This is a genomic window from Sorangium sp. So ce204 (assembly GCF_051526795.1).
GTDB lineage: Bacteria > Myxococcota_A > Polyangia > Polyangiales > Polyangiaceae > Sorangium > Sorangium cellulosum_B.
On record NZ_CP150317.1, the window covers coordinates 4016565 to 4038620 of the forward strand.

At 71.5% G+C, this 22056-nt stretch carries 15 protein-coding genes; 9 read left to right on the forward strand and 6 right to left on the reverse strand.

Features of this window, described 5'->3' with window-relative positions:
* Positions 1-79 precede the first annotated feature (79 nt).
* A complete protein-coding gene (locus tag WMF22_RS15035) occupies positions 80-1114 on the forward strand; it encodes a sensor histidine kinase (RefSeq protein ID WP_438036184.1) in 1035 nt (344 codons plus the stop codon).
* The gene (locus WMF22_RS15040; protein WP_438036185.1) at positions 1111-1866 is read left to right on the forward strand and encodes a LytR/AlgR family response regulator transcription factor; all 756 of its coding nucleotides are present in this window, start codon (positions 1111-1113) and stop codon (positions 1864-1866) included. The genes WMF22_RS15035 and WMF22_RS15040 overlap by 4 nt, the downstream gene beginning before the upstream one ends.
* On the opposite strand, the gene WMF22_RS15045 is transcribed toward WMF22_RS15040, so the two are convergent.
* Complete coding sequence (locus tag WMF22_RS15045) at positions 1850-2917, reverse strand: serine hydrolase domain-containing protein (protein WP_438036186.1); 1068 nt, start codon at positions 2915-2917, stop codon at positions 1850-1852. The two genes, WMF22_RS15040 and WMF22_RS15045, sit on opposite strands and share 17 nt — an antisense overlap.
* Positions 2918-3254: 337 nt before the next feature.
* Here WMF22_RS15045 and WMF22_RS15050 point away from each other — a divergent pair, with 337 nt between their 5' ends.
* The 5 genes from WMF22_RS15050 to WMF22_RS15070 all read left to right on the forward strand — a co-directional run bounded on the left by WMF22_RS15050 (position 3255) and on the right by WMF22_RS15070 (position 10000).
* A complete protein-coding gene (locus WMF22_RS15050; RefSeq protein WP_438036187.1) occupies positions 3255-4370 on the forward strand; it encodes an STAS domain-containing protein in 1116 nt (371 codons plus the stop codon).
* Positions 4371-4577: 207 nt separating this feature from the next.
* Positions 4578-4907: a hypothetical protein gene (locus tag WMF22_RS15055; protein ID WP_438036188.1), complete on the forward strand. Its 330-nt coding sequence runs from the start codon at positions 4578-4580 to the stop codon at positions 4905-4907.
* Between the two features lies 1 nt (position 4908).
* Entirely contained in the window at positions 4909-6273 is a 1365-nt protein-coding gene (locus WMF22_RS15060) for an efflux RND transporter periplasmic adaptor subunit (RefSeq protein WP_438036189.1), read from the forward strand.
* Positions 6274-6283: 10 nt separating this feature from the next.
* Positions 6284-9418 (forward strand): efflux RND transporter permease subunit, encoded by a 3135-nt coding sequence (locus WMF22_RS15065; RefSeq protein ID WP_438036190.1) that lies wholly within the window; start codon positions 6284-6286, stop codon positions 9416-9418.
* A gap of 3 nt (positions 9419-9421) precedes the next feature.
* A complete protein-coding gene (locus WMF22_RS15070) occupies positions 9422-10000 on the forward strand; it encodes a TlpA family protein disulfide reductase (protein WP_437299780.1) in 579 nt (192 codons plus the stop codon).
* 12 nt (positions 10001-10012) lie between these two features.
* Here WMF22_RS15070 and WMF22_RS15075 read toward each other — a convergent pair whose 3' ends face one another.
* Both WMF22_RS15075 and WMF22_RS15080 read right to left on the reverse strand, forming a co-directional pair.
* Positions 10013-11563 (reverse strand): hypothetical protein, encoded by a 1551-nt coding sequence (locus WMF22_RS15075; RefSeq protein WP_438036191.1) that lies wholly within the window; start codon positions 11561-11563, stop codon positions 10013-10015.
* A 178-nt stretch (positions 11564-11741) separates the two neighbouring features.
* On the reverse strand, positions 11742-12869 hold the full coding sequence (locus tag WMF22_RS15080; protein WP_437299782.1) for a hypothetical protein: 1128 nt from the start codon (positions 12867-12869) through the stop codon (positions 11742-11744).
* A gap of 291 nt (positions 12870-13160) precedes the next feature.
* Here WMF22_RS15080 and WMF22_RS15085 point away from each other — a divergent pair, with 291 nt between their 5' ends.
* Positions 13161-14873, forward strand: coding sequence for a hypothetical protein (locus WMF22_RS15085; RefSeq protein ID WP_438036192.1), 1713 nt, complete (start codon positions 13161-13163; stop codon positions 14871-14873).
* A 52-nt stretch (positions 14874-14925) separates the two neighbouring features.
* On the opposite strand, the gene WMF22_RS15090 is transcribed toward WMF22_RS15085, so the two are convergent.
* A complete protein-coding gene (locus tag WMF22_RS15090; RefSeq protein WP_437299784.1) occupies positions 14926-15969 on the reverse strand; it encodes an MBL fold metallo-hydrolase in 1044 nt (347 codons plus the stop codon).
* Between the two features lie 1018 nt (positions 15970-16987).
* Here WMF22_RS15090 and WMF22_RS15095 point away from each other — a divergent pair.
* Positions 16988-19786 (forward strand): RICIN domain-containing protein, encoded by a 2799-nt coding sequence (locus WMF22_RS15095; protein WP_438036193.1) that lies wholly within the window; start codon positions 16988-16990, stop codon positions 19784-19786.
* 147 nt (positions 19787-19933) lie between these two features.
* On the opposite strand, the gene WMF22_RS15100 is transcribed toward WMF22_RS15095, so the two are convergent.
* Together WMF22_RS15100 and WMF22_RS15105 are read right to left on the reverse strand one after the other, a co-directional pair.
* Positions 19934-21310: a FecR domain-containing protein gene (locus WMF22_RS15100; protein ID WP_438036194.1), complete on the reverse strand. Its 1377-nt coding sequence runs from the start codon at positions 21308-21310 to the stop codon at positions 19934-19936.
* The gene (locus WMF22_RS15105) at positions 21303-21944 is read right to left on the reverse strand and encodes an RNA polymerase sigma factor (RefSeq protein WP_437299787.1); all 642 of its coding nucleotides are present in this window, start codon (positions 21942-21944) and stop codon (positions 21303-21305) included. Before WMF22_RS15105 ends, WMF22_RS15100 begins: the two co-directional genes overlap by 8 nt.
* Positions 21945-22056: the final 112 nt, after the last annotated feature.

Consider the following 22056-nt stretch of genomic DNA (forward strand, 5'->3'; position numbering starts at 1 on the left):
CGACGCGCGACACGCTCGGCGCGACCGCGCGGAGGCGGCTTCACCGACACGGGGGCCCGGCGCTGCTAATTTTGAACGGGTGACGCAGGAGCCCGCAAGCCAGGGAAAGGCCCACGTCGGCGAGGCCGTGGTGATCACCACGGCCGTGCTCTGGCTCCTCGACTGGATCGACCATGGAAGCTTCGAGCCCTGGCGCGGGCTGGGCACGGCGGCGTGGGTCGCCGCGGTCCTCGGCGCGCTCACGCTGGTGGCGCGCCGCATCGAACCGCGGCGCGCGCCGATCTGGCGTCAGCTCGTCGTGCTCGCGTTCACCGCCGGGATCGCCAGCTCCATCGCCACCACCTCCTTCTTCCTGGTCGCCACGGCGCTGCCCGAGGTGTTTCCAGAGGGACCGCGGCGGCCGCTCGTGGCCACCGCCGTCGTGGGCTTCTTCGACGGCGACGCCTTGTTCGGCTTCTGGGCGCTCCTGATCGAGCTGCCTCGACAGATCGGCGCCGAGCGGAGGCTCGAGAGCGAGCGGCGCGCGCTGCGCCAGGAGGTCGAGCTCGCGCACATCCGCGCCGCGCTCGAGCCTCACTTCGTGCTGAACACGCTCAACACGATCGCCGGCCTGGTGACCGAAGAGCCGGCCGAGGCTCGCGCCCTGATCGCGACGCTCGGCGACCTGCTGCGGGACATCATGCAGGGATCGCGGCGATCCCATCACACGGTCCGCGAGGAGGTGAGCTGGCTGCGGGGCTTCGCGCGCATCCTGGAGTCCCGGCACTTCGGGCGGCTCGCCTTCGAATGGGACGTCGACGCCTCGGTGGACGACTGCGTGCTCCCGGTGCTGCTGCTCCAGCCCCTGCTGGAGAACGCGGTGCACCACGGCGCGCTGCGCCGGCGGGAGCGCGGCCGCGTCGTCCTGCAGATCACCGGGGAGGCAGGACACCTGCGCTGCGCCGTCGAGGACGAGGGCCCCGGCTTCGACCTGGGCGCTGTCCCGCCGGAGGGGCGGGGGCTCGCGCTGGTGCGGCGCCGCGTCGCGCTGGAGTCGGCCGACGCGTCGCTGCGCATCGACTCGAGGCCCGGCCGGACGCGCCTGGAGGTCACGCTGCCCAGGAGGACCGCATGAAGCAGCTCTCCGCTCTCGTCGTCGAGGACGAGTGGCCGGCGCGCAACTTCCTCGTCGAGCTGCTGCGCGATACAGGGAGCTTCGGGTACATCGCCGCGGTGACGAACGTCGAGGCGGCTCGAGAGGCGCTCGATCGCATCGACCTCGGCATCGACGCCGTCTTCGTCGATATCCGGCTCGTCGATCGCCCTGGAGACACGTCGGGCCTCGACTTCGCCCGCTCCCTCTCGGATCGCGCGAGCCCGCCGGCGGTGGTGCTCGCCACCGCTCTGGCGCACCACGCGCTCGATGGGTTCGAGATGGGTGCGGTCGACTATCTCCTCAAGCCGTTCACGCTCGACCGCGTCACCACGTGTGTGGCGCGGCTCCTCGAGCGACGCCGGGCGCCGTCCCCGAGCGCGGGAAAGCCGCGACTGGTCGCGCGAAGAGACGACCGCCTGGTCTTCCTGGACCTCGACGGCATGCTGGCATTTCAGGCGGCGGAGCGGCTCACCTATCTCCACCACGTGGACGGCGTGTTCTCGGTGGACCTCTCGCTCAACGCGCTCGGGGCCACGCTGGGCGACCGTGTCCTTCGCGTGCACCGCAACTGGCTCGTCGCCCCGGCGTACGTGCGCGGGCTCGGCCGGCTCGACGGGGAGCTGATCCTCGAGGTCGGTCCAAGTCTCCGCGTGCCCGTCTCGCGCGATCGCGCGCGCGAGGTCCGCCAGCGGCTCCTGGAGAACACCGTCGGCATCACTCTGCCCGACTGAGCTCGCCTCTCTCGGCCGAGAGGACCAGCTTCCCGAGCTCGACCCCGAAGCCCTCGATGTCAAACACATCGTAGGTGTTCGTCCCGAGGATCACGCGCGTGTTCGCCGCCGGGCAGTCGACCGCGACCCCTCCGAGGCCATAGTCCCCGGCGCCGGCCGCGGCGTAGACCGTCTTGCCCTCGAGGTCGTGGGCGCCGCCCGAGAGGTAATGCGTCTCGTACGACGCGAATGCGGCCGGACCGAGCACCTCCCCCTTCCAGACGGCGACCAGCCAGCGCTCGAGGTCGGAGACGGTCGTCACAAGCCCGCCATTGCCGACGAGCGACCAGGTGTACGGCCATCCGGCGGGGTCGTTCTCACCGAACGTCGAGGCGTCGTATCCGATCGCGGTGTCGACCTGCTCCCAGATCGGGTCACCGAAGAACCCGCTCTGTCGCATGTGGGCGGGAGCGAAGAGCTCGTCACGCACGTAGTCCGTGAACGCTCGCCCCGAGACGGTCTCCACGACGTCGGCGAGCAGCGTGTAGCCGGAGTTCGAGTATTGCTCGTCGCTCCCCGGCTCGAACAGCAGCTCCTGCGCGAAGATCCGCTGGCGCGCTTCGAGCCGCGTCATCGGCTCGAAGTCACCCTCCGTGTCATGGTACTCATCGAACCCGGCGCGGTGCTGGAGGATCTGGACGAGCGTGATCTCGGCCTTGTCGGCCGGCACGTCATCGAAGAGGGTCGCGAGCGAGTCGGTGACCGCGAGCGCGCCGTCGCCTTCGAGCTTGAAGATGGCCGTCGCGGTCAGGTCCTTCATCACGGAGCCGAAGTCGTACGCCGTGCCGGCGACGTTGGGGATGTTGTTGTCTCGATCCGCCAAGCCGTAGCCGCTCGCGAGCACCTCGGCCCCGTCGACCGTGACCAGCACCGACCCGGAGAACCCGGCCGCCGCCGCGTCCGAGAGGCGACGCTCGAGCTCCTCGCGGAGCTCGTCCCGCTCGGGGAGTGCGGGCGACTCCCCGCTGCACGCAAATTGTGGGACAGCCAGCGTGACCAGGCCGGCTGCCATCAGCCATTGCAATATCGGTTTCATGTCGCGCCAGACTGCCAGCCGAGCTCGCGAAGATCAGGGACGAACCGACGAGCGCCAGGTTCTCGGCCACGAGCGGGGGATTCCGCGGGACGAGCAGCGCTTTGCTCTCTCTCTCTGGCCTGTTCGCCGTCGCCGCGGCTCTGGCCCCGCCTCCCGAGGGGCCGTCACGGACGTGCGCTCCCGCGCGAGCCCCAGAGCGCCGTCTTGGCCGGATCGAGGCCAGTCGTGGCTCGCCCGTCGAGGGCGACGCGCGCCGGGTCGAGCCGGTACACTGCGGCAGGCGGGCGGGGGCGCTCGTGGACTCGGGGAATTTATGAGCACAATCTCTGAGCTTCTGGACAAGAGGATCCGCGTCGTCGTCGGGGGAATGGCGGTCGAGTGGGATCTCGAGAACGGGCAGTGCACCTGGGCCGGCGTCCCCTCGGTGTCGATGTTCCTGCCGAGCAGCGTGGTTGGGCTGATGTCCGGCTTCCAGCGGATGGCGGGGACCGAGCGCTTCAACCTCGCCGTGGAGAGCGGGGGGCGGCTCAGCATCGACGACGACTGGGACTACATCTCCGGTTATCCGACGTTCGAGGAGGGCTTCAAGGCGCTCGGCGTCGGCGCGGCCACGGCGGGCTGGGGCGTGTGGCACGTGCTCTCCCTGGACCGGGAGCGGAAGGAGGCCCGCTTCCGCGTGGTGAACGGGTGGGAGTCCGTCTACCAGAAGGAGCTCGACGTCTGCTGGGGCAGCAGCATGATCGCGGGCAAGCTGGCCGGATACTGCACCCGGCTCTTCGGGGAGGAGTGCGACGTCGAGCAGACGTCGTTCGCCGCCCGGGGCGACGCCTGCGACGAGTTCACGGTGCGCCCCGCCACGACCAGCCTGGAGGACCGGCTGCAGCGCCTGCTCGACGAGGAGCGGGCGACGAAGACGGATCTGGCCATCGCGCTGCACAAGCTCAAGCGCGAGGTCGATGAGCGCGCCCGCATCGCCGAGGAGCTCCAGCGGACCGAGCAGGAGCTCCGCGACAAGCTGTCGTTGATCGAGCGGCAGCAGCACGAGCTCCGCGCGCTCGCCACCCCGATCATCCAGGTGTGGGACGGCGTGCTGACGCTCCCGTTGATCGGCACGCTCGACGGCGTGAGGGCAGGCGTGATCACCGAAGAGCTGCTCGACGCCATCGTCAGGACGGGCTCCCGCTATGCGATCCTCGACATGACCGGCGTGGACAGCATCGACGGCGAGACGGCCGATCACGTGATCCGGATCATCCGCGCGGTCGAGCTGCTCGGCGCGAAGGGGGTCATCACCGGCGTGCGCCCCGCGGTGGCCGCGCTGATCACGTCGCTCGGCCTGGAGCTGTCCGCCGTGACCACGCAGCGGAACCTCCGGGAGGGGCTGCGCATGTGCATCCAGTCGCTCTCGGACAAGCGCGCAGCGGTGTGAAGACGGCGGGCGGTGGGGCGCCGCCCGCCGGCGATGGCTCTGCCCGCCAGAGGTCCGCCCAGGGAGGGCCATGGCCGGACCTCGTCCCCGGCTCGCGCTCTACGCTTGCGGCCAGGGTCAGCGGCGGTAACGGTGGTGGCGGTGCGATGGCGCGCGTCCGAGGCGCTCCCGTCGCGTGACGCCGCGAACAATCAAGAGAAAAGGCCCATGAAGCTTCGTTCCATCTCGGTCCTGATCTGCGCCTTCGCCCTCGGCGCTGCGTCGTGCTCGAAGGAGGCGCCGAGCGCCGGCAAGACCGCGCCCGAGCCGGAGCAGGCGAAGGCGGCGCACGCGCCGGCCGACGTGAAACCCGGCTCCCACGAGGACTGGTGCGGAGAGCACCAGGTGCCCGAGTCGCAGTGCACCCGCTGCAACGCGGATCTGATCCCGGCCTTCAAGGCGACGGGGGACTGGTGCGCCGAGCACGGGCTGCCCGAGTCGCAGTGCCTCAAGTGCAATCCTGATCTGAAGATCGTCCGGCCGCCGAAGGGGAGCTGACGTGCCAGGCCGCGCTGGCATCGCGGTGCTCCTGCTCCTCGCCGCGCTCCCGGCCTGCGGGGGCAAGGGGACCGACAGCTCCGCGGCGGAGAAGGCCGGGGGGAAGCGGAGCGCGGCGTCGGCCGTCGAGGGCTCGATGTGCAAGGAGCACGGCGTGCTGGAAGCCCTCTGCACGAAGTGCAACCCGAGGCTCGTCCCCGTCTTCCAGGCCAAGGGAGACTGGTGCAAGGAGCACGAGCTCCCGGAGTCCATCTGCCCCATCTGCCACCCCGAGCGCGGAGGCAAGCCGGCGGCCGACGTGGCGAGCGACGGCGCGCCTGCCGACGGGACGAAGGTCAAGCTCAAGACCAGGGACACGGCCCGGCTCGCCGGGATCCTCACCGCGAAGGCCGTCGAGCGCCAGGGCGGCGGCGGCATCCCCGTGACCGCCAGGATCGTCTACGACGCGCTCAAGGTGGCGGAGATCAACGCCCGCGCCGCGGGGGTCGTCCGGCAGCTGCACGTGGACGTGGGCGCGGAGGTCAAGAAGGGCGCGCCGCTCGCGATCATCGACAGCGCCGACGTGGGGGCGGATCGCTCGCGGCTCGCCGGCGCGCAGTCGCGCCTCAAGATCGCCGAGGAGAACCTGAAGCGCGAGGAGCAGCTCGAAAAGGAGGGGATCTCGTCGCGCCGGAGCGTCCTCGCCGCGCAGCAGGAGCTCGACGCCGCCCGCGCCGAGCGCGCCTCCTTCGCGGCCTCCCTGGCCGTCGTGGGCGCGAGCGCGGGCGGGAGCGGGGGCTATACGCTCACGACCCCGCTCGCGGGCGTCGTGACGCAGCGGAAGGCCACCGTGGGCAGGCTCGTCGGCGTCGAGGAGACGCTGTTCGAGGTGGTCGACGTCTCGAGCATGTGGGCCGAGCTCGACGTGCCCGAGACCGAGCTTGCCGCCGTCACGCTGAAGCAGCCGGTGGTCATCGAGGTCGACGGCATCGAGGGGCGCGAGCTCCGAGGGGAGATCACGTACGTGGCGCCGGCCATCGACCCGGCCTCGCGCACGGCCAAGGCGCGCGTCCCGCTCGCGAACCCGGGCGGCGCGCTGCGGGCCAACATGTTCGGCAGGGCGCGCATCCTCGCCCCATCCCGCGCGGCGGTCGTGGTGCCCCGCGCCGCGGTGCAGCGCGCGAGGACGGTGAAGCTCGTGTTCGTGCGGCTCGCGGACGACCAGTTCGAGGCGCGGCGGGTCGAGGTCGGCGCGACCGAGGGCGACCTTGTCGAGGTGACGAGGGGCGTGCGCCCGGGCGAGGAGGTCGCGACCGAAGGGAGCTTCCTGCTCAAGACCGAGACCCTCAAGGAGAGCATCGGCGCCGGCTGCTGCGGCGAGGACTGAGCCGCGGGCCATGCTGAACGCCGTCATCACGTGGTCGCTCCGCCACCGTTTCCTCGTGATCCTGGCCTCGATCGGCCTCTCCCTGGCGGGCCTCCTCGCCTTCCGCCGCCTGCCGATCGACGCCTTCCCGGACACGACGCCGGTGCAGGTGCAGATCAACACCGTCGCGCCTGCTCTCTCCCCCGTCGAGATCGAGCGCCAGATCACGGCCCCCGTCGAGCAGGCGATCTCTGGGCTGCCCAGGCTCGAGGAGGTCCGCTCGCTCTCCCGCTTCGGCCTCTCGCAGGTCACGGCGCGCTTCGAGGACGACACGGACATCTACCTGGCCCGCCAGGTCGTCATGGAGCGGCTCCAGACCGTGACGCTGCCGCCGGGGATCCATCGCCCGGAGCTCGGCCCCGTCGCCACAGGGCTCGGCGAGGTGTTCCACTACGTGGTCACGGGCAAGGGCAAGTCGCTGAGCGAGCTGCGGACGGTCCACGACTGGGTCATCGCGCCGCAGCTCCGCTCGGTGCGCGGCGTGGCCGAGGTGAACGCGTGGGGCGGCGATGAGCGGCAGATCCAGGTGCTCGTCGACCCGGCGGAGCTCACCGCGCGGGGGCTCTCGCTCCACGACCTCTCCGAGGCCCTGGAGCGCAACAACGCCAACGTGGGCGGGGGCAACCTGGACCAGGCCGGTGAATCCAGCCTGATCCAGGGCATCGGCATCGCCACGCGCGTGAGCGACATCGAGGACATCGTGGTCGCCGCCAAGGGCGGGGCGCCCATCCGGGTGCGCGACGTCGCGCGCGTGGTCGAGGGGCGCGAGATCCGGCGGGGCGCCGTCACCGCCGACGGCCAGGGCGAGGTCGTGCTCGGCCTCGGCTTCATGCTGATGGGCGAGAACAGCCACGACGTCACGACGCGGCTCAAGGCGCGCCTTTCGGAGGTCGAGAAGAGCCTGCCGCCAGGGGTCGACGTCGCCGTCGTGTACGACCGCACCGAGCTCATCGACAGGGTGCTCGGCACCGTGGAGAAGAACCTGCTCGAGGGCGCGCTCCTCGTCGTCGCGGTGCTCTTCGCCTTCCTCGGCAACCTCCGCGCCGGGCTCATCGTGGCCTCGGCCATCCCCCTGTCGATGCTCTTCGCCTTCGACCTCATGCTGCGCGCGGGCGTCGCGGGGAGCCTGATGAGCCTCGGCGCGATCGACTTCGGCCTCGTCGTCGACAGCTCGGTGATCATGGTCGAGAACTCGGTCCGGCGGCTCTCGGAGGACGCGAGCGACCGGAGCACGACGGACGTCGTGCGCGACGCCTCGATCGAGGTCCGCAAGCCGACGATGTTCGGCGAGCTCATCATCATGATCGTCTACCTGCCGATCCTCGCGCTCGAGGGGGCGGAGGGGAAGCTGTTCCGGCCGATGGCGCTCACCGTGATCTTCGCGCTCATCGGCTCGATGATCCTGTCGCTCACGCTCATGCCGGCGCTCGCGAGCCTGCTCCTGCCGCGCCGCGTGAAGGAGCGCGAGAACGTGCTCGTGCGCCTCCTCAAGCGGGCCTACCGGCCCGCGCTGCAGCTCGCGCTGAGGTGGCGCTGGGCGGTGCTCGCCGGGGCCGCGCTGCTCCTCGGCAACGCGGCCTTCCTCGCGACGCGGCTCGGCGCCGAGTTCGTGCCGCGGCTCCGTGAGGGCACCCTCGTCGCCAACACCGTGCGGCTCTCGGGGGTCTCGGCGGGCGAGTCGATCCGCTACGGCACCCGGCTCGAGCGGGTCCTCCTCGACAGGTTTCCGGACGAGATCGAGCGCGTCTGGACGCGCACGGGCACCGCGGAGGTGGCGACGGACCCGATGGGGCTCGAGCTGTCCGACATGTTCATCACGCTCAAGCCGCGGGAGGCGTGGAAGCGCGCCGCCACGCAGGACGAGCTCGTCGAGGCGATGGAGTCCGAGCTCGCGGGGATGCCGGGCATGCGCGTCATCTACACGCAGCCCATCGAGATGCGGGTCAACGAGATGGTCGCGGGGATCCGGGCCGATCTCGGGGTGAAGCTGTTTGGCGACGACTTCGACACGCTCAAGCGGAAGGCGCGCGAGATCGAGGCCGCCCTCAAGACGATCCCCGGCGCCGCGGACGTCGTGACCGAGCAGGTGACAGGCCAGCCCGTGCTCGAGATCGAGGTCGACCGCGCCGCCATCGCCCGCCACGGCATCGCGGCCGCCGACGTCCTGGATGTCGTCGAGGCGCTCGGCGCGCGGGAGGTGGGGCAGCTCCAGGAGGGCGAGCGCCGCTTCCCCGTGGTGCTGCGCATCGACGATCGCTACCGGGAGGACCCGGCCTCCATCGGCCGCATCCTGGTCACCGCGGCCGGCGGGGAGCGCATCCCGCTCGCGCGGCTCGCGAAGATCCGCACGACCGAGGGGCCGGCCGCGATCAACCGCGAGTGGGCCAAGCGCCGGATCGTCGTGCAGGCGAACGTCCGGGGCCGCGACGTGGGCACCTTCGTCGAGGAGGCGAGGGCGGGGCTCGATCGGGAGGTCGAGCTCCCGCCCGGCTATTACGTCCGCTTCGGCGGGCAGTTCGAGCACCTCGAGCGGGCGCAGGCGCGCCTGCTCGTCGTCGTGCCCATCGCGCTCGGGCTGATCCTGCTGCTGCTCTACTTCACGTACGGGCGGCTCCTGGATGCGGTCCGCGTCTTCACGGGCGTCCCGTTCGCCGCGATCGGCGGCGTCGTCGCGCTCTGGCTTCGCGATCTGCCGTTCAGCATCTCCGCGGGCGTCGGGTTCGTGGCGCTGTCGGGCGTCGCGGTGCTCGGGGACATGGTGCTCGTCTCGACCATCCGGCAGCTCACCGCGGCCGGGATGCCGGCGCGGGACGCCATCGAGCTCGCGGCCGAGCGGCGCCTCCGCCCGGTCCTCATGACGGCGCTCGTCGCCTCCCTGGGCTTCGTGCCGATGGCGCTGAACACGGGCGTCGGCGCCGAGGTCCAGCGCCCGCTCGCGACCGTCGTGATCGGCGGCGTGATCTCCTCCACGCTGCTCACGCTGCTCGTCCTGCCGGCGCTCTACAGCGTGGTCGGCGGGAGGCTCCGCGCGGACGCCGCCGGCGAGGCGGGCGCCTCCGAGCCTCCGCGGCGCGCCGGCGCGGCCCTGTCGCCCGCCGCGGAGTAGGCGATGCGTGTGCGCTCCCGCCTCCGCGCGATCGCCGCTGCCGCGGGCGTCCTGATCCTCGTCCAGGCGCTCGCGGTGGGGCTCTACTGGGCCGTGGAGCGCCGCCGCAGCGCCGAGCGGCCAGGTCGCCCTTTCGCTGTCGAGCGGCTCCACGAGGGCCAGCGCATGCCCGACGCTGCTTTCGAGCAGCCGGACGGGACCTCGCTCCGCGCCGCCGCCTTGCGCGGCCGGCCTGTGCTGCTCCACTTCTGGGCCACCTGGTGCGGCCCCTGCCGCGCCGAGCTCCCGCGCTTGCTGGAGCTCGGCCAGGAGCTGGAGAAGGCCGGGAGGCTCCAGGTCGTGGCCGTGAGCGTCGACGAGAACTGGGAAGTCGTGCGCGCCTTCTTCGGGGGCGAGATCCCTCCCGGCGTCGTGCGGGCTGGATCCCCTGCGGTGCAGCAGCGGTTCGGGGTCTCGACGTTGCCCGACACCTTCCTGGTGGACGCGGACGGCAGGATGTCCCTCCGCTTCACGGGCGCGAGGGACTGGCGAGCGCCCGAAGCGACAGCGCTGCTGCTTGGACAGGAGCGGCCAGCGCCCTGATCGCGCTTCCCGCTACTCGGCGCCCCCGGCAGACACCGACGACCCATCGAGGGAGCCGCCTGCGCCATTGGTGCCGCCTGCGCCATTGGTGCCGCCTGCGCCATTCGAGCCGCCTGCGCCGCCTGCGGCATCCGTGCCGCCTGCGCCATTGGTGCCGCCTGCGCCGCCTGCGGCATCCGTGCCGCCAGCGCCATTGGTGCCGCCTGCGCCGCCTGCGGCATCCGTGCCGCCAGCGCCATTGGTGCTGCCTGCGCCGCCTGCGGCATCCGTGCCGCCAGCGCCATTGGTGCCGCCTGCGGCATCCGTGCCGCCAGCGCCACCCGCGCCACTCGTGCTGCCCGCGCCACCTGCGGCATCCGAGCCGCCTGCGCCATTCGTGCCGCCTGCACCACCCGCGGCATCGGCGCCGCCCGTTGCATCGGCGCCGCCGGTGCCATCCGCGCCGCCCGTTCCACCGGCGCCGCCACCACCACCCGCACCGCCTGTGCCCGGGTCCTCCAGGGGGTAATTCTCGTCGAGGCACAAACGGCCTTCGGGCGTCACGGTGCAGATCTCTCCGTTCGCGCAGTTCCTCTGGCCCCTCGGGCACTTCGTCACGTCGAGGAGGCAGAATCCGTTGGTCTCCACGCCGAGGAACACACACGAGGCGTGCGGCAGCAGGCAGTCGCTGTGGCTGTTGCACGCGGGCGCGCACATTCCGAGGTCACCCACCCCGGGCTCGGCTACCAGCGGATACATGCAGACGCCGTTCTCCAGCCCTCCGCAGTCCTCGTTGGCGACGTCCCCGCCGAGCCCACACACACCGGCGCACACGCCGACGTCAGCGCCGATGTCGATGCACCACGCCGCGCAGGGATCCGTGCCGTTGGCTCCGAGCGCGCACGCGGCGCCTGCCGGCAGCCCTTGCGTGGGCTTGTCGACGCAGATGTTCATGCGGGGATCGCACACCCGGCCGCCGCACTGGCTGTCCGAACCGCAGTTCGGCATGCACACGGCCACATCCTCGATCTCCTCGCAGCGCAGCTCCTCGCGGCCGCGGCACTTCGTCGGATCGAGCTCGTCGAGGATGGTCTCGAGCGGGGGCTCGCCCGGGGTACAGCCGAGGAGGCAGAGGCCGTCGAAGCACGCGCTGCCTTCGCCCTCACAATCGCTGTCTCCCGTGCACGTGGTCGTGCAGTACCCGCCCGCCGGGCCTCCGCCGATGAACTCGTCGCCCGACTCCGTGAAGCAGAGGCCACGCCGGCCGCAGTCCGCGTCCTTCTCGCACCGGGCGCCGAGCCCCCGCGCCTCGCCTGAGCCGCCGTCTCCGCCTCCGGCGCCCGAGCCGCCGTCTCCGCCTCCGGCGCCGCTCTGGGCGCTGGAGCCGCCGTCGTTGCCGTCGGAGCCGCCGTCGCCCGAGCCACCGTCGCCCGAGCCGCCGCCGCCGGAGCCGCCTTGGCCCGCCGCGCCAGCGCCGCTGCTGCCGGCGCCCGCGCCGTCGCTCGTCGATGTGCCTCCCGCGACGTCTTCGGAATCGTCAGAGCAGCCGAGAAATCCCGTCGAAAAGGCGACCGTGCTGAGCAAAGCCGCCGCAATTCTTCGCACTCTCATCGCTGTCACCCGAACCAGGAGGCCGCGCCCCCATCGGGCGCGCCGTCGACTGATTCACAGACGGTACCGGAATCGGCGCCTCTCCAACATCGGCAAACCACCTTGTGCCGGCGTTCGCTGCCCCCGCCGGGCCATCCGGGCGCGGCCCCGCTCAGAGCCGCACGAGCAGCCCGAGAAACCCGGCGAACGTCGGTCTCCCCGCGGTGCCGAGCCGCTCGCCGCCGAGCGTCACGACGGCGCGGGGCTCCGCGAAGATCGCGTGTGCATCCACCAGGAGGGTCGCGCGGTCGGTCAGGCGCAGCCCGGCGCCCCCGCCCAGGGCCGCGGCGACCGACAAGACATCGCCCGTCGCGCTCCGCAGCGGCGGCAGGGGATCACCGCTGACGAACAGGTGAATTCCGCCCACACCGGCCGAGAGCACAGGCGAGATCGCGCCGCCCGTGTCCAGCGCCCATACCGCCTCCAGAAAGGCCATCTCCTGACGGACGGACACCGTGCCGAGCTCGCCCTCGAGCGCGGCCCCGAGCGTCGGCCCGGCGAACGTCAGCCGCGCCGCGAGCCCCGCGGGCAGCGCGCCGCCGCGGCCGTCCGCGCCGACCCCGTACGACAGCCGCAGCGCGGGCCCCAGCGCCGGCCCGACGCCGTCCGCGCTCAGGAGCGCCACGAAGCCGGCCTCCACGCCCACGCCCGCGAGCATCCCGGCCCGCTCCGGCGCAGGGGGCATCCCGGCCCGCCGCCGGACGGGCGCCATCCACCGCCGCACGTCGTCGGGAACGGCGGCGCCGCCGTCCTCCGCGGCGCGCCCGTGCGGCTCCTGAAGGCTCGCCTCCAGCAAGCTCGCCTGCAGGAGCTCGACCGCGCGCACGGCCATCACCGACGGCGCCGCCGCGCCGGCCGCCTCCACGGCGCGCACCACCGTCTTCTGTGTCACGCGATCGACGATCCAGAGGTCGGCGGTCGCGCCCGTCCGCGAGCGCACGATCGTCGCGGCCGCGAACGCGTCCGCCTCCTTCGCGGCGCGCTCCAGCCCTGCGCGCAGATCACTCTCGGGCGCTCGCGTGACGCGCACCACCTCGAACCCCGCCGCGCCGAGCTCGGCCCGCAGCCGCGTCGCCGCCTCGAGCACGAGCGGGTCGTCCACGCCGGCCTCGACGATCACCACCCGTGACGCGGCCGCCTCCGCCTTCCGTGAGGGCGCGCCGGGCGGCGCCGCGTCGGCCCGCGCCGCGGCCGGCGCCGACGCGAGGAGGAGCCAGAGCAGGAGAGTGAGGGAGCGCACGCGCCAGGGCTCTATCAGATCGCAGGCGGGGGTGGAGGCGCATCGCAGCGGGCCAGGGGGAGGGGCCAGGGGAGGGGCCACGGGGCCCAGCGGCGTACCCGAGGAGCCGAGCCACGGCGATCCCGCAGCGTCCGTCCGGACGGGCCAGGACCGGGAGGACCTCCACGATGCGGCGCGCTCTCGCGGCGGAGCGTCGATGGGCATAAGCTCCAAGCTCGACTGGGTCCCAACCTGCCGTCGAGGCGCCGCCGCAGGGATCAGGGGCGACCGCGCCGATCGAGGGGAAACGCCATGGCAGATGGGGAGCTCGAGGATCTGCAGCGGCAGGCGCCGCCCGCCGAGGAGATCGAGCTCGTCAACAAGACGGCTCGCCGGATCTGCATCAGGCGCGATGGCAGCGATCTCGTCGTGGCGCCTTTCGACGTGGTGCGCACGACGGAGACGGCGGCGCAGGGGCTGGATCTGAGCGTCTGGCTCGAGCGTGGTTATGTGGAGAAGCGCGCCCCGGTCCAGGCCGAAGAGCCGAGCCTCGACGCCGCCGCCATCGCGGGGGTGCTGGTCCTCGGCGGGCTCACGTCGCTGTTCGTGGTCACCCTGGACGGCTGGGCCCGCCTGGCCTTCGGCACGGTCGGCGTCGGGATGATCGCGTTCACCGTGTTCCCGTCGCTGGAGCGCTGGGCCCGGCATCGCCATCGCAGCACCGCGTTGATGCTGCGCGACCAGTTCTGGCGCGCGATCGGCATGCTGGCGGTGTGCCTCGTCGGGTTCGGCATCCCCGCCGCCACGGTCCTCTTGCAGGCCGAGAAGCGCCTTCACGAGATCTTCACGTTATCGATGCGCAGCATGGCGCTTCTGCTCCTCTTTGCGCTGTTCATCGGCGCCGCGGCGACGTTGCCCGCGCTCCTGTTCTTCCTGTTCGCCGAGCAGCGCCGGAACGTGGTGAAGGAGCAGTTTCACCGCGACGTGCTGCGGCTCGATCCCGCGCTCCGCACGATCGACGAGGCGGAGCGGGCCTATTCTCCGCTGATGAAGGACGCGCTCGACACCCGGCGCGGTCCGCTGTTCTTCGTCCCGATCATCCTCAGCACGTTCCTCCTCTCGGTCGGCTGGGTGATCTCGGCGCTGCCGACGGTGGCGTCCGTGGGGGAGACGCTTGGGGACGAGCCGGTCGAGCTTCACTCCCTGTTCATCCCCAACCGGACCGCCTTCACGTTCGCGTTCCTCGGCACGTATTTCTTCGCGCTCAACATGGTATTCCGCCGCTATGTGCGGGCGGATCTCGGGCCCAAGGCGTACAGCCACATCTCCGTGCGCATCATCATCGCCACGATCCTGGCCTGGGTCATGAGCAAGACGTTCGAGGGCGCCTCGCCCTCGGGCGGCGCGGCGCCCATCGACAGCGCGCCCTGGCACCTGCTTCTGCTCGCCTTCTTCATCGGCATCGTCCCGGACACCGGGCTCGCCGTGCTCCATGACCTGCTCAAGACGCGCATGGTCACCTTCTTCGTCCCGACCCTGAAGGACCGCGACCCGCTGACCCATCTCGAGGGCATCACGCTCTACGACAAGGCGCGCCTGCTCGAGGAGGGCATCGAGAACATCGAGAACCTCGCGCACCACAACCTGATCGAGCTGATCCTGCGCACGCGCATCCCGGCCCCGCGCCTGGTCGACCTCGTGGATCAGGCCATCCTGTATCTCCACGCGCGAGACGAGGCCGAGCCGGCCCGGAGCGCGCCGTCGAGCATCCTTTCGAGGCTGAAGGCGCATGGGATCCGCACCGCGACCGATCTCGAGCTCTGCATGGCGGCGCAGGAGACGCGCGACGCCGTGATACGGCTGTCCTCCGAGTCGCGCATCCTGCTCCTGCTCAGCGCGCTGCGGGACGACGAGTGGATGCCGCAACTCCGGAGCTGGCGCGAGTTCCGCAAGACCTACGAATACGCCTACACCGTCGAGCAGCTCACGCCGCCCTCGCCCGAGACGAGGCCCCGGGCGGCGTGACAGCGCGAGGCGTGGCGCGGCCTTCCGGCGGAACGGGGCTGGCCGCCGTCCGTCACCGCGGGCCCGCGACCGCGCGCCACCACGGGGTCGGCGCGCCGACGCGCTCGGGCTCGAACGCGGCGCCGATCCCGGGGGTCACGACGCGCGCGCCGCGCTCGGTCGCCAGGGAGAGCAGCGTCTCGGCCGGCTCGTCCCAGTCGTGGAGGGCCAGGTTGAAGGTGCCCCAGTGGACGGGCAGGAGCGTGCCGCCGCCGAGCATCTCGAACGCGGTCAGCGCGTTCTCGGGGCCGAGGTGGATCGTCCCCCATGCGGGGTGATACGCGCCGACCTCGAGCATCACCAGGTCGAAGGGGCCGTGTTGCTTGCCGATGTCCTCGAACCCGGGGAACAGCCCGGTGTCGCCGGAGAAGAAGACCTTGCGCCGCTCTGTCTCGATGACCCAGGAAGCCCAGAGCGTCGCGTTGCGGCTCGTCGGCCCGCGGCCCGAGAAGTGCTGTGAGGGCGTCGCGGTGAAGCGGACGCCGCCGATCTCCGCGCGTTCGTGCCAGTCGAGCTCGGTGATCCGCGCCGGGTCGACGCCGAGCGCCTCGAGGAGCGCGCCCACGCCGAGGGGCGTGACGATGGGGACGCGCGTGCGGGCCAGCGCCTCGATCGTCGGCGCGCAGAGGTGATCGAAGTGGTCGTGGGAGAGCAGGACCGCGTCGAGCGGCGGCAGCTCGTCGAGCGCGGCCGGGACCGGGTGGAAGCGCAGCGGGCCGGCGAAGGAGACCGGCGAGGCGCGCTCGCCGAACACAGGATCGGTGAGCACCCGGCGGCCATCGAGCTCGAGGAGGACGGTGCTGTGGCCGAGCCAGGTGACCCGCAGGCCGGTGTCGCTCTGCCGGGCCCAGGTCTCGTGGGGCCGCACGACGGGCAGCGGCGCGGGCGGCTCCCGCCGGCCGCGGCGGAAGAAGAACTCGCCGAGCACGGGCAGCGTCGAGCCCTTGGTCATGGTGGGCCCGGCGCCCGACGGGTTCTCGAACTTGCCGTCCTTGAACTGGGCTGAAGCGCGCGCCCGCTCGAGCCGCAGCCCTTTGCGACGCCGTGAATCGTTCATGAGGGGACGACCTCCTGCCAGGCGCGGTGTCTGGCGAGACAGAACACGACCTTGAAGGCGACCATTCCGCGGCCTGGTCGCCGGAGGAGGCGTGGGCTCCTCCGGGTGGAGCGCGCGCTCGGCCAGGGTGGCTCGCTCACGCACCGGACGAGCTTTGGGATCGGCGCGCCGACCGTCAAGGCCTGAGCTTGACAAATTGTTCTCGACTTGTCAATATTGACCATCGCCTGACGCTCGCTCCGTGCCCTGGCGCCTCGGCGATCCGCCCCGTGCCCCTCGGGTACCGCCTCGGGGAGCGACCTGCCTGGATTTGTGCAGGAATCAACGCACGGCGAATCCCTGGTCATCCGACGATCCAGGGGTGCCGCGGCAACTCTCGTTCAGGCGAGACTCGACCGGTTCAGTGACACGGGCGAAGAGGGCGCGAGAAGCCAAATGTCTCGGTCAATGTGGGACATTGCGGCACAGGTCATTGGTCATCAACTGTCGTGGTCGTGGCTTCGTAAATAGTCGTTCATAAATGCCGGTAAAGTGAACGAGACGGACAGGTGCGCGGCAAAGTGACGACGATCGGGGGCGGGGGACCGGCGCGGAGATGCGCAAAATTGTGCGTGTTTGCGCGGATTTATAAACGATCGCGCAAACGATCCTGCGTTCAGTCATGTGAACGGCCATGTGAACGTTCACGTAAACGATCTTGCAAAAGCCCATGCAAAAGCCCATGCAAGCCCATGCAAACGACCACACAAATGACGCGGTGGGACGCATGATGGGCTTGACTCGCAACACGATACGGGACAAGAGTAATCCTCTTAGCGGTGCCTGACCGCCTGTTGAACGAGTCCTCCAGCTCCGCACCTCGTGATCGAGATCCCCTGGGGGGGTGATGACCGATGAAGCCCGCGGCCGTCCCTCCGGAGCCTCCATCGCGCATTGCGTGTCGAGAGCCCCTGACCAGCGCAAGGGCAGCGTCGAGCTGTAGATAGACCGTACTTCTTACTTGACAGAGGAGAACAACATGAGATTCGCATCAAGGGGCGCCTTGCTTGCCTCCGCGACGAGCCTTCTCGCCGTCTCATGCATCGCTGGTCTGGACGACACCGGCAGCGAGCAAGGCGACGCGCTCGGGGAGAGCCTCACGATCGACCCGAACGCGGCCTACACGCTCGTCGGCGTGCAGAGCAACAAGTGCGTCGAGATACGCGGGGGCAGCACGGCGAGCTCGGCGGCCGCGCAGATCGCCACGTGCAACGGCGCCACGCGACAGCAGTTCCGGGCGGAGTCCGCGGGGAGCGGATACTTCCGGCTGCGGAACGTGAACAGCGGCCTCTGCCTCGGGATCAACGGGGGATCGACGGCGAACGGTGCCTCCGTGGTCCAATCCAGCTGCGGTAACGCCACGAGCCAGCAATTTTCGTTCGTGGACGTCGGCAACAACGCCCAGCGGATCATGGCCCGAAACAGCAACAAGGCGCTCGACGTCATCGGGCGATCGACGGCGGAAGGCGCCGGCCTCCAGCAGTACAGCTGGGCGAACGGCGACAACCAGAAGTTCACGTTCAAGGTCGTGGGGGGCAGCTCAAGCAGCGCGAGCAGCAGCTCAAGCAGCTCAAGCAGCAGCTCAAGCGCGAGCAGCAGCTCGAGCAGCGCGAGCACCGGCGGAGGTGGTTCGGGCGGGGCTGGCGGCGCTGGCGGCTCGACCAGCTCCAGCAGCGCGACCAGCTCCAGCAGCGCGAGCACCGGCGTCGGTGGTTCGGGCGGTGCGGGCGGCTCCGGCGGTGCTGGCGGCTCCGGCGGTGCTGGCGGCTCGGGCGGCTCCGGCGGCAGCGACGCCGACACGGGGGTCAACCCGGCGTCGGGCTGCACGCTCGGCTACAGCCAGATCCCGGACGGGAAGGGCGGCAAGAACGTCGAGGCCGTCTGCCTTCCGAAGGAGATGAACTTCAACATGGCCGCGTCGCTGGAGGCCTTCAAGACGACGGTCTACCCGCTCTTGACCGCCAACTGCTCTGGCTGCCACAGCTCGACGGGCAAGGCCCAGGCGCCCATGCACGCCGACGTCGATCCGGCGCTGGCCCACGAGTACGCGCTCACGCGCGTCAACTTCAAGAAGCCGGCGGACTCCAAGCTCGTGGTCCGGATGGGCATCGACCGGCACAACTGCTTCGGAACGAGCTGCAGAGACGCGAACACGCAGATGCTCAACGCCGTCACGGCGTGGGCGAACGCCGTCGCGCCGACCCTGCCGGCCACCCCGCGCCCCGTCGCGGCCGGCGAGAAGGTCACCGAGGACCAGGTGAAGGCGTGGATCGCGACGGACAAGGCCACGGTCGCCGCGGCGGACGCGGAGTTCATCAAGTACGCCTCGCTGCACGAGCTCCACAACGCGGGCGTCAGCGCAGAGGAGCTCAACGTGGCCCGCGTGGGGCTGTCGAAGGCCCTGAACTCGACCGCGCGCTGGGCCCCCACGATCGTCAACCCGGTGGACATCAACGGCAAGGGCATGGTCTACCGCTTCGATACCCGCAACTACTGGGGCTACAACAAGGGGGTCACGAAGCTCCACTTCGGCGGATCGGACGACGACGTCTTCTTCGGGAGGACCTCGGTCAACTACCTGGGTGAGCCCGTCGGCTCCGACGTCACGTTCAGGGAGCGGTACAGATACACCTCGACGGTCCAGGTGGATCCGAGCTTCGCCAGGCTCGTCTGGGGGCGCGTCCTCGCCGGCAACGTGGAGGGCGCCACGGACAGCCAGGTGCTGCCGCCGAACGTCAACGGCTTCAAGACCGATTACATCGAGGCGAGCCAGCTCGTCTACACGCTGACACGCCCGGACGTCTACAACGCCATCATGGCGATCCCCTGGTACGCGCAGGATCTCGAGGCCGAGCTCGGCGTCATCAAGGACGCGGGGATCAAGTCGTACGAGTACATGCTCACGAAGCAGGCCATCACCGTCGATTCCCGCATGTACTACAGGGCCAGGACGAAGAGCGGCGGGTACTACTGGAAGACGTGGGACGTCTTCTCCGGGCAGCTCGACGGCGTGACCACCATCGAGCAGGCGTACGACACAGGCCAGATCCGGTTCCCCTTCTGGGCGCACCCGATCCCCAAGTTCATCAGCGGGGCCGGCGGCTCGGCGAGCAACTACAGCTTCATCGCGACGCTGGCTCAGCCGAACGGCACGGAGCCGCCGGGGTGCGACGGGGCGCCGAGCTACGCGGGCGGCAGCTACCTGAACTGCCGCTATTACACCGGGACCGACGGGCTCCAGCAGTCGGCGGAGGAGGTGATCTGGGATCTGCCGAACGGCCTTCAGGGGTACTCCCTCTGGGGCGGCATCAACCAGCGCCGCGTCGACGCCTTCGGCAACATCGTGCGCGATCCACGCCTCCTCCGGAACGCCTCGGACGCGCAGATCAACAGCACGCTGGGCTTCGCCACCCAGGATCGCCGCCTGAACACCGGCAGCTCCTGCATCGGTTGCCATGCCGACGGCATGAACCGAGGCAACAACGACCTGCGCGACTGGCTGGACGCCGGCGGCTCGCGCCTCCCGAAGGGCGAGCACGGGGTCGACGGGTGGATCAACGACGCGGCGACGGTGGCTCAGGTCAAGGAGCTGTATCCCCCGTCGACCGTGATGCGGCCGCGCATGGAGGACGATCGCAAGGTCTTCCTGACGGCGATGGCGAAGATGAAGCGGGGCATGATCCTCGGCGCGGACAAGAACGTGTACGTGGAGCCGACGATCTGGACCATCGAGTGGGCGCAGAACTTCTACAAGTACCCGCTGACCCGCTCGAACTAGCACCTTCACTTCCGAGCTCACCGGTCCGAGGTGGGCAGCGCGGCGCGCGAGAGGGCGTGCCGGATTGCCTCCCTCGGGCCTCCGCCTTCCCAGCTCCCGATCGGCTCAAACGATGGATGCCAGAACGGGTGAATCACCCGCCGGGCGTCACGGCGTGAGGAGATCGCGCGCCACGGGCTCGTGCGCGCCGCGAGGGTGGCGCTTCAGGTAGAGCTCCGCGACGGGGCGCGCCGCCGCCCGGCCGGCCGTGCGCTCGACCGCCACCATCTTGCGGCCGAGCGCCTCGGCCGCGAACGGGCCGCCAGGCGACTCGGCAAGGTACGTGTCGTACCAGGCGACGGCCGCCCCGGGCGAGCCGCCGTCGTGGATCAGGCGGCCGAGCAGGAAGGCCGCCGCCTTGCCCTGGCTCGTCCCCGGGAACCGCTTGCGCGTCGCCGAGAGCGCGCGCTGCGCCACGTCGCCGCGCCGCGCGTACCGCGCCGCGTCCCCGAGGGCGACAAGGTCGTCCAGCGAGCCCCGCTCGAGCACCCCCCCGAGGCCGCGCTGCTCCGCCTCGGCCAGGACCGCCCGGAAATCCCCCGCCGCCACGCGCTGGGCCCAGCTCGGCGCCGCCGCCGCGCCGGCCGGCGCCGCCGGCCCCGCACCGTCCGTCGGAGAGCTCGCGGGCGCCCCCTCTGCCCGCGAGCCCTCCGGCCGTACGGCCCCGGCGTCGCCGCCCCCAGCGTCGCCAGGTCCGATGGTCGTCTTCTCCTCCCGGGGCTGCGCCGCCGTGCCCGCGGGCGGCAGCGCCTTCGGCGCCGGGTCCGCCGCGCTCGCGGCGTCGCCGCTCGAGATCTGCACGTCGCCCTCGCGCATCCGCGCCACGAGCCGCTGCCCGGCGCGGAGCGGCAGCCCGTCGGGCGCGAGCGGCCCGCGTACGGTCACGCTCCCCTCGCGCAGATCGACGCGCAGCGTGCCGTCGCCGCGGCTCCAGGACACGTCGAACTCCGTGCCGGTGACCAGCACCGCGAACGGCCCCGCCTCGACGGACCAGCGCGCCTCCGGCCGCCGCGTGACGCGCAGCGACGCGCGGCCGTCCTCGAGCAGCATGCGCGCCCCGGCCGCGTCGACGTCGACAACGCGCATCGCGCTGCCCGGCGAGAGCGCGACGGAGGTGCCGTCCGTGAAGCGGAGCCGCGCCTCTCCGCCGGCCGTCGCGGCGATGTACCGGCCCGCGGCGGAAGGCGCGCCCTCGACGGCGTAGTCGAGCGGCCGCGTCGGCCAGAGCGCGACGAGCGCGAGCGCGAACGCCGCCGCGCCGGCGAGCGCGAAGCTCCACCGCGGCCGCCCCGAGAGCGCGCTCCACAGCGGCGAGGCGCGCAGCCACGAGCCCACGCGGCCCAGGGCTCCCGCGCGGCCCGCGCCGCGGCTCACCGCCTCCACGAAGCGGGCGCGCTCGGCGGCGTCGTGCGCCGCGCCGGCGTCCGCGGGGACGCCGCTCCGCACGAGGTCCGCGAGCCGGCTCAGCTTCTCCGCTTCATTCATCGCGATCTCCTCCGTCGGCGGGGAGGGCCCCGGGCCGATCGAGGTCCTGCGGGGCCTTGGTGAGGTAGGCCGAGAGCGCTGGATCGCGCTCCGCGGCGGTGAGGATCCGGTGGGACGCGCGCGCGAGGTGGCGCTTCGTCGTGGCCAGCGAGCAGCCGAGCGCGGCGGCGATCTCGGTGAGCTCGAGCCCCTCGATGAACCGCAGCACGAAGAGCGTCCGGGACCTGTCGTCGACCTGGTCGAGGATGCGGTAGAGCCGCGTGAGCGCCGCGCGCCCCTGCGGATCCTGCTGCGCGCCCCCCATGTCCGGGAGCTCGCCCGAGGGCGACAGCTGGAGCCAGCGCCGCACGCGCCTGCGCCGCAGCTCGGCGCGCGCGACGCGCACCGCGATGCCGACGATGAAGCTCGAGAGCAGCGAAGGGTCCCTGAGGTCCTTCGCCACGCGGAAGAAGCGCAGGAACGTGTCCTGCACATGATCGTCGACCTCGTCGCCCGGCCCGAGGGTGCGCGTCAGGATCCGGCGCACGAGCGGCGCGAACCGCTGCCAGAGGATCGGCGCGGCGCCCGGGTGCCCCTGCGCGGCGGCGCGCGCGAGCGCCTCGTCGTCGGTCGCCGTCAGCGGTAGCGCCTGCACGCCTCGCCTTTGCGTGAAGGGCGCGACCGCTGTCAAGGGCGGGACGGTCGACCGGCGCGTCGGGAACACGCCCAGCAGTGTTCTCCAGAGGTCCACCGCGGCTCAAGATTCG

Excerpts from the sequence above, each read along its gene's own strand:
- WMF22_RS15085 (WP_438036192.1), top strand. The coding sequence starts at position 13,161 with ATGGCAGATGGGGAGCTCGAGGATCTGCAGCGGCAGGCGCCGCCCGCC.
- WMF22_RS15065 (WP_438036190.1), top strand. The coding sequence starts at position 6,284 with ATGCTGAACGCCGTCATCACGTGGTCGCTCCGCCACCGTTTCCTCGTG.
- WMF22_RS15070 (WP_437299780.1), top strand. The coding sequence starts at position 9,422 with ATGCGTGTGCGCTCCCGCCTCCGCGCGATCGCCGCTGCCGCGGGCGTC.
- WMF22_RS15090 (WP_437299784.1), bottom strand. The coding sequence starts at position 15,969 with ATGAACGATTCACGGCGTCGCAAAGGGCTGCGGCTCGAGCGGGCGCGC.
- WMF22_RS15040 (WP_438036185.1), top strand. The coding sequence starts at position 1,111 with ATGAAGCAGCTCTCCGCTCTCGTCGTCGAGGACGAGTGGCCGGCGCGC.
- WMF22_RS15055 (WP_438036188.1), top strand. The coding sequence starts at position 4,578 with ATGAAGCTTCGTTCCATCTCGGTCCTGATCTGCGCCTTCGCCCTCGGC.
- WMF22_RS15050 (WP_438036187.1), top strand. The coding sequence starts at position 3,255 with ATGAGCACAATCTCTGAGCTTCTGGACAAGAGGATCCGCGTCGTCGTC.
- WMF22_RS15095 (WP_438036193.1), top strand. The coding sequence starts at position 16,988 with ATGAGATTCGCATCAAGGGGCGCCTTGCTTGCCTCCGCGACGAGCCTT.
- WMF22_RS15100 (WP_438036194.1), bottom strand. The coding sequence starts at position 21,310 with ATGAATGAAGCGGAGAAGCTGAGCCGGCTCGCGGACCTCGTGCGGAGC.
- WMF22_RS15045 (WP_438036186.1), bottom strand. The coding sequence starts at position 2,917 with ATGGCAGCCGGCCTGGTCACGCTGGCTGTCCCACAATTTGCGTGCAGC.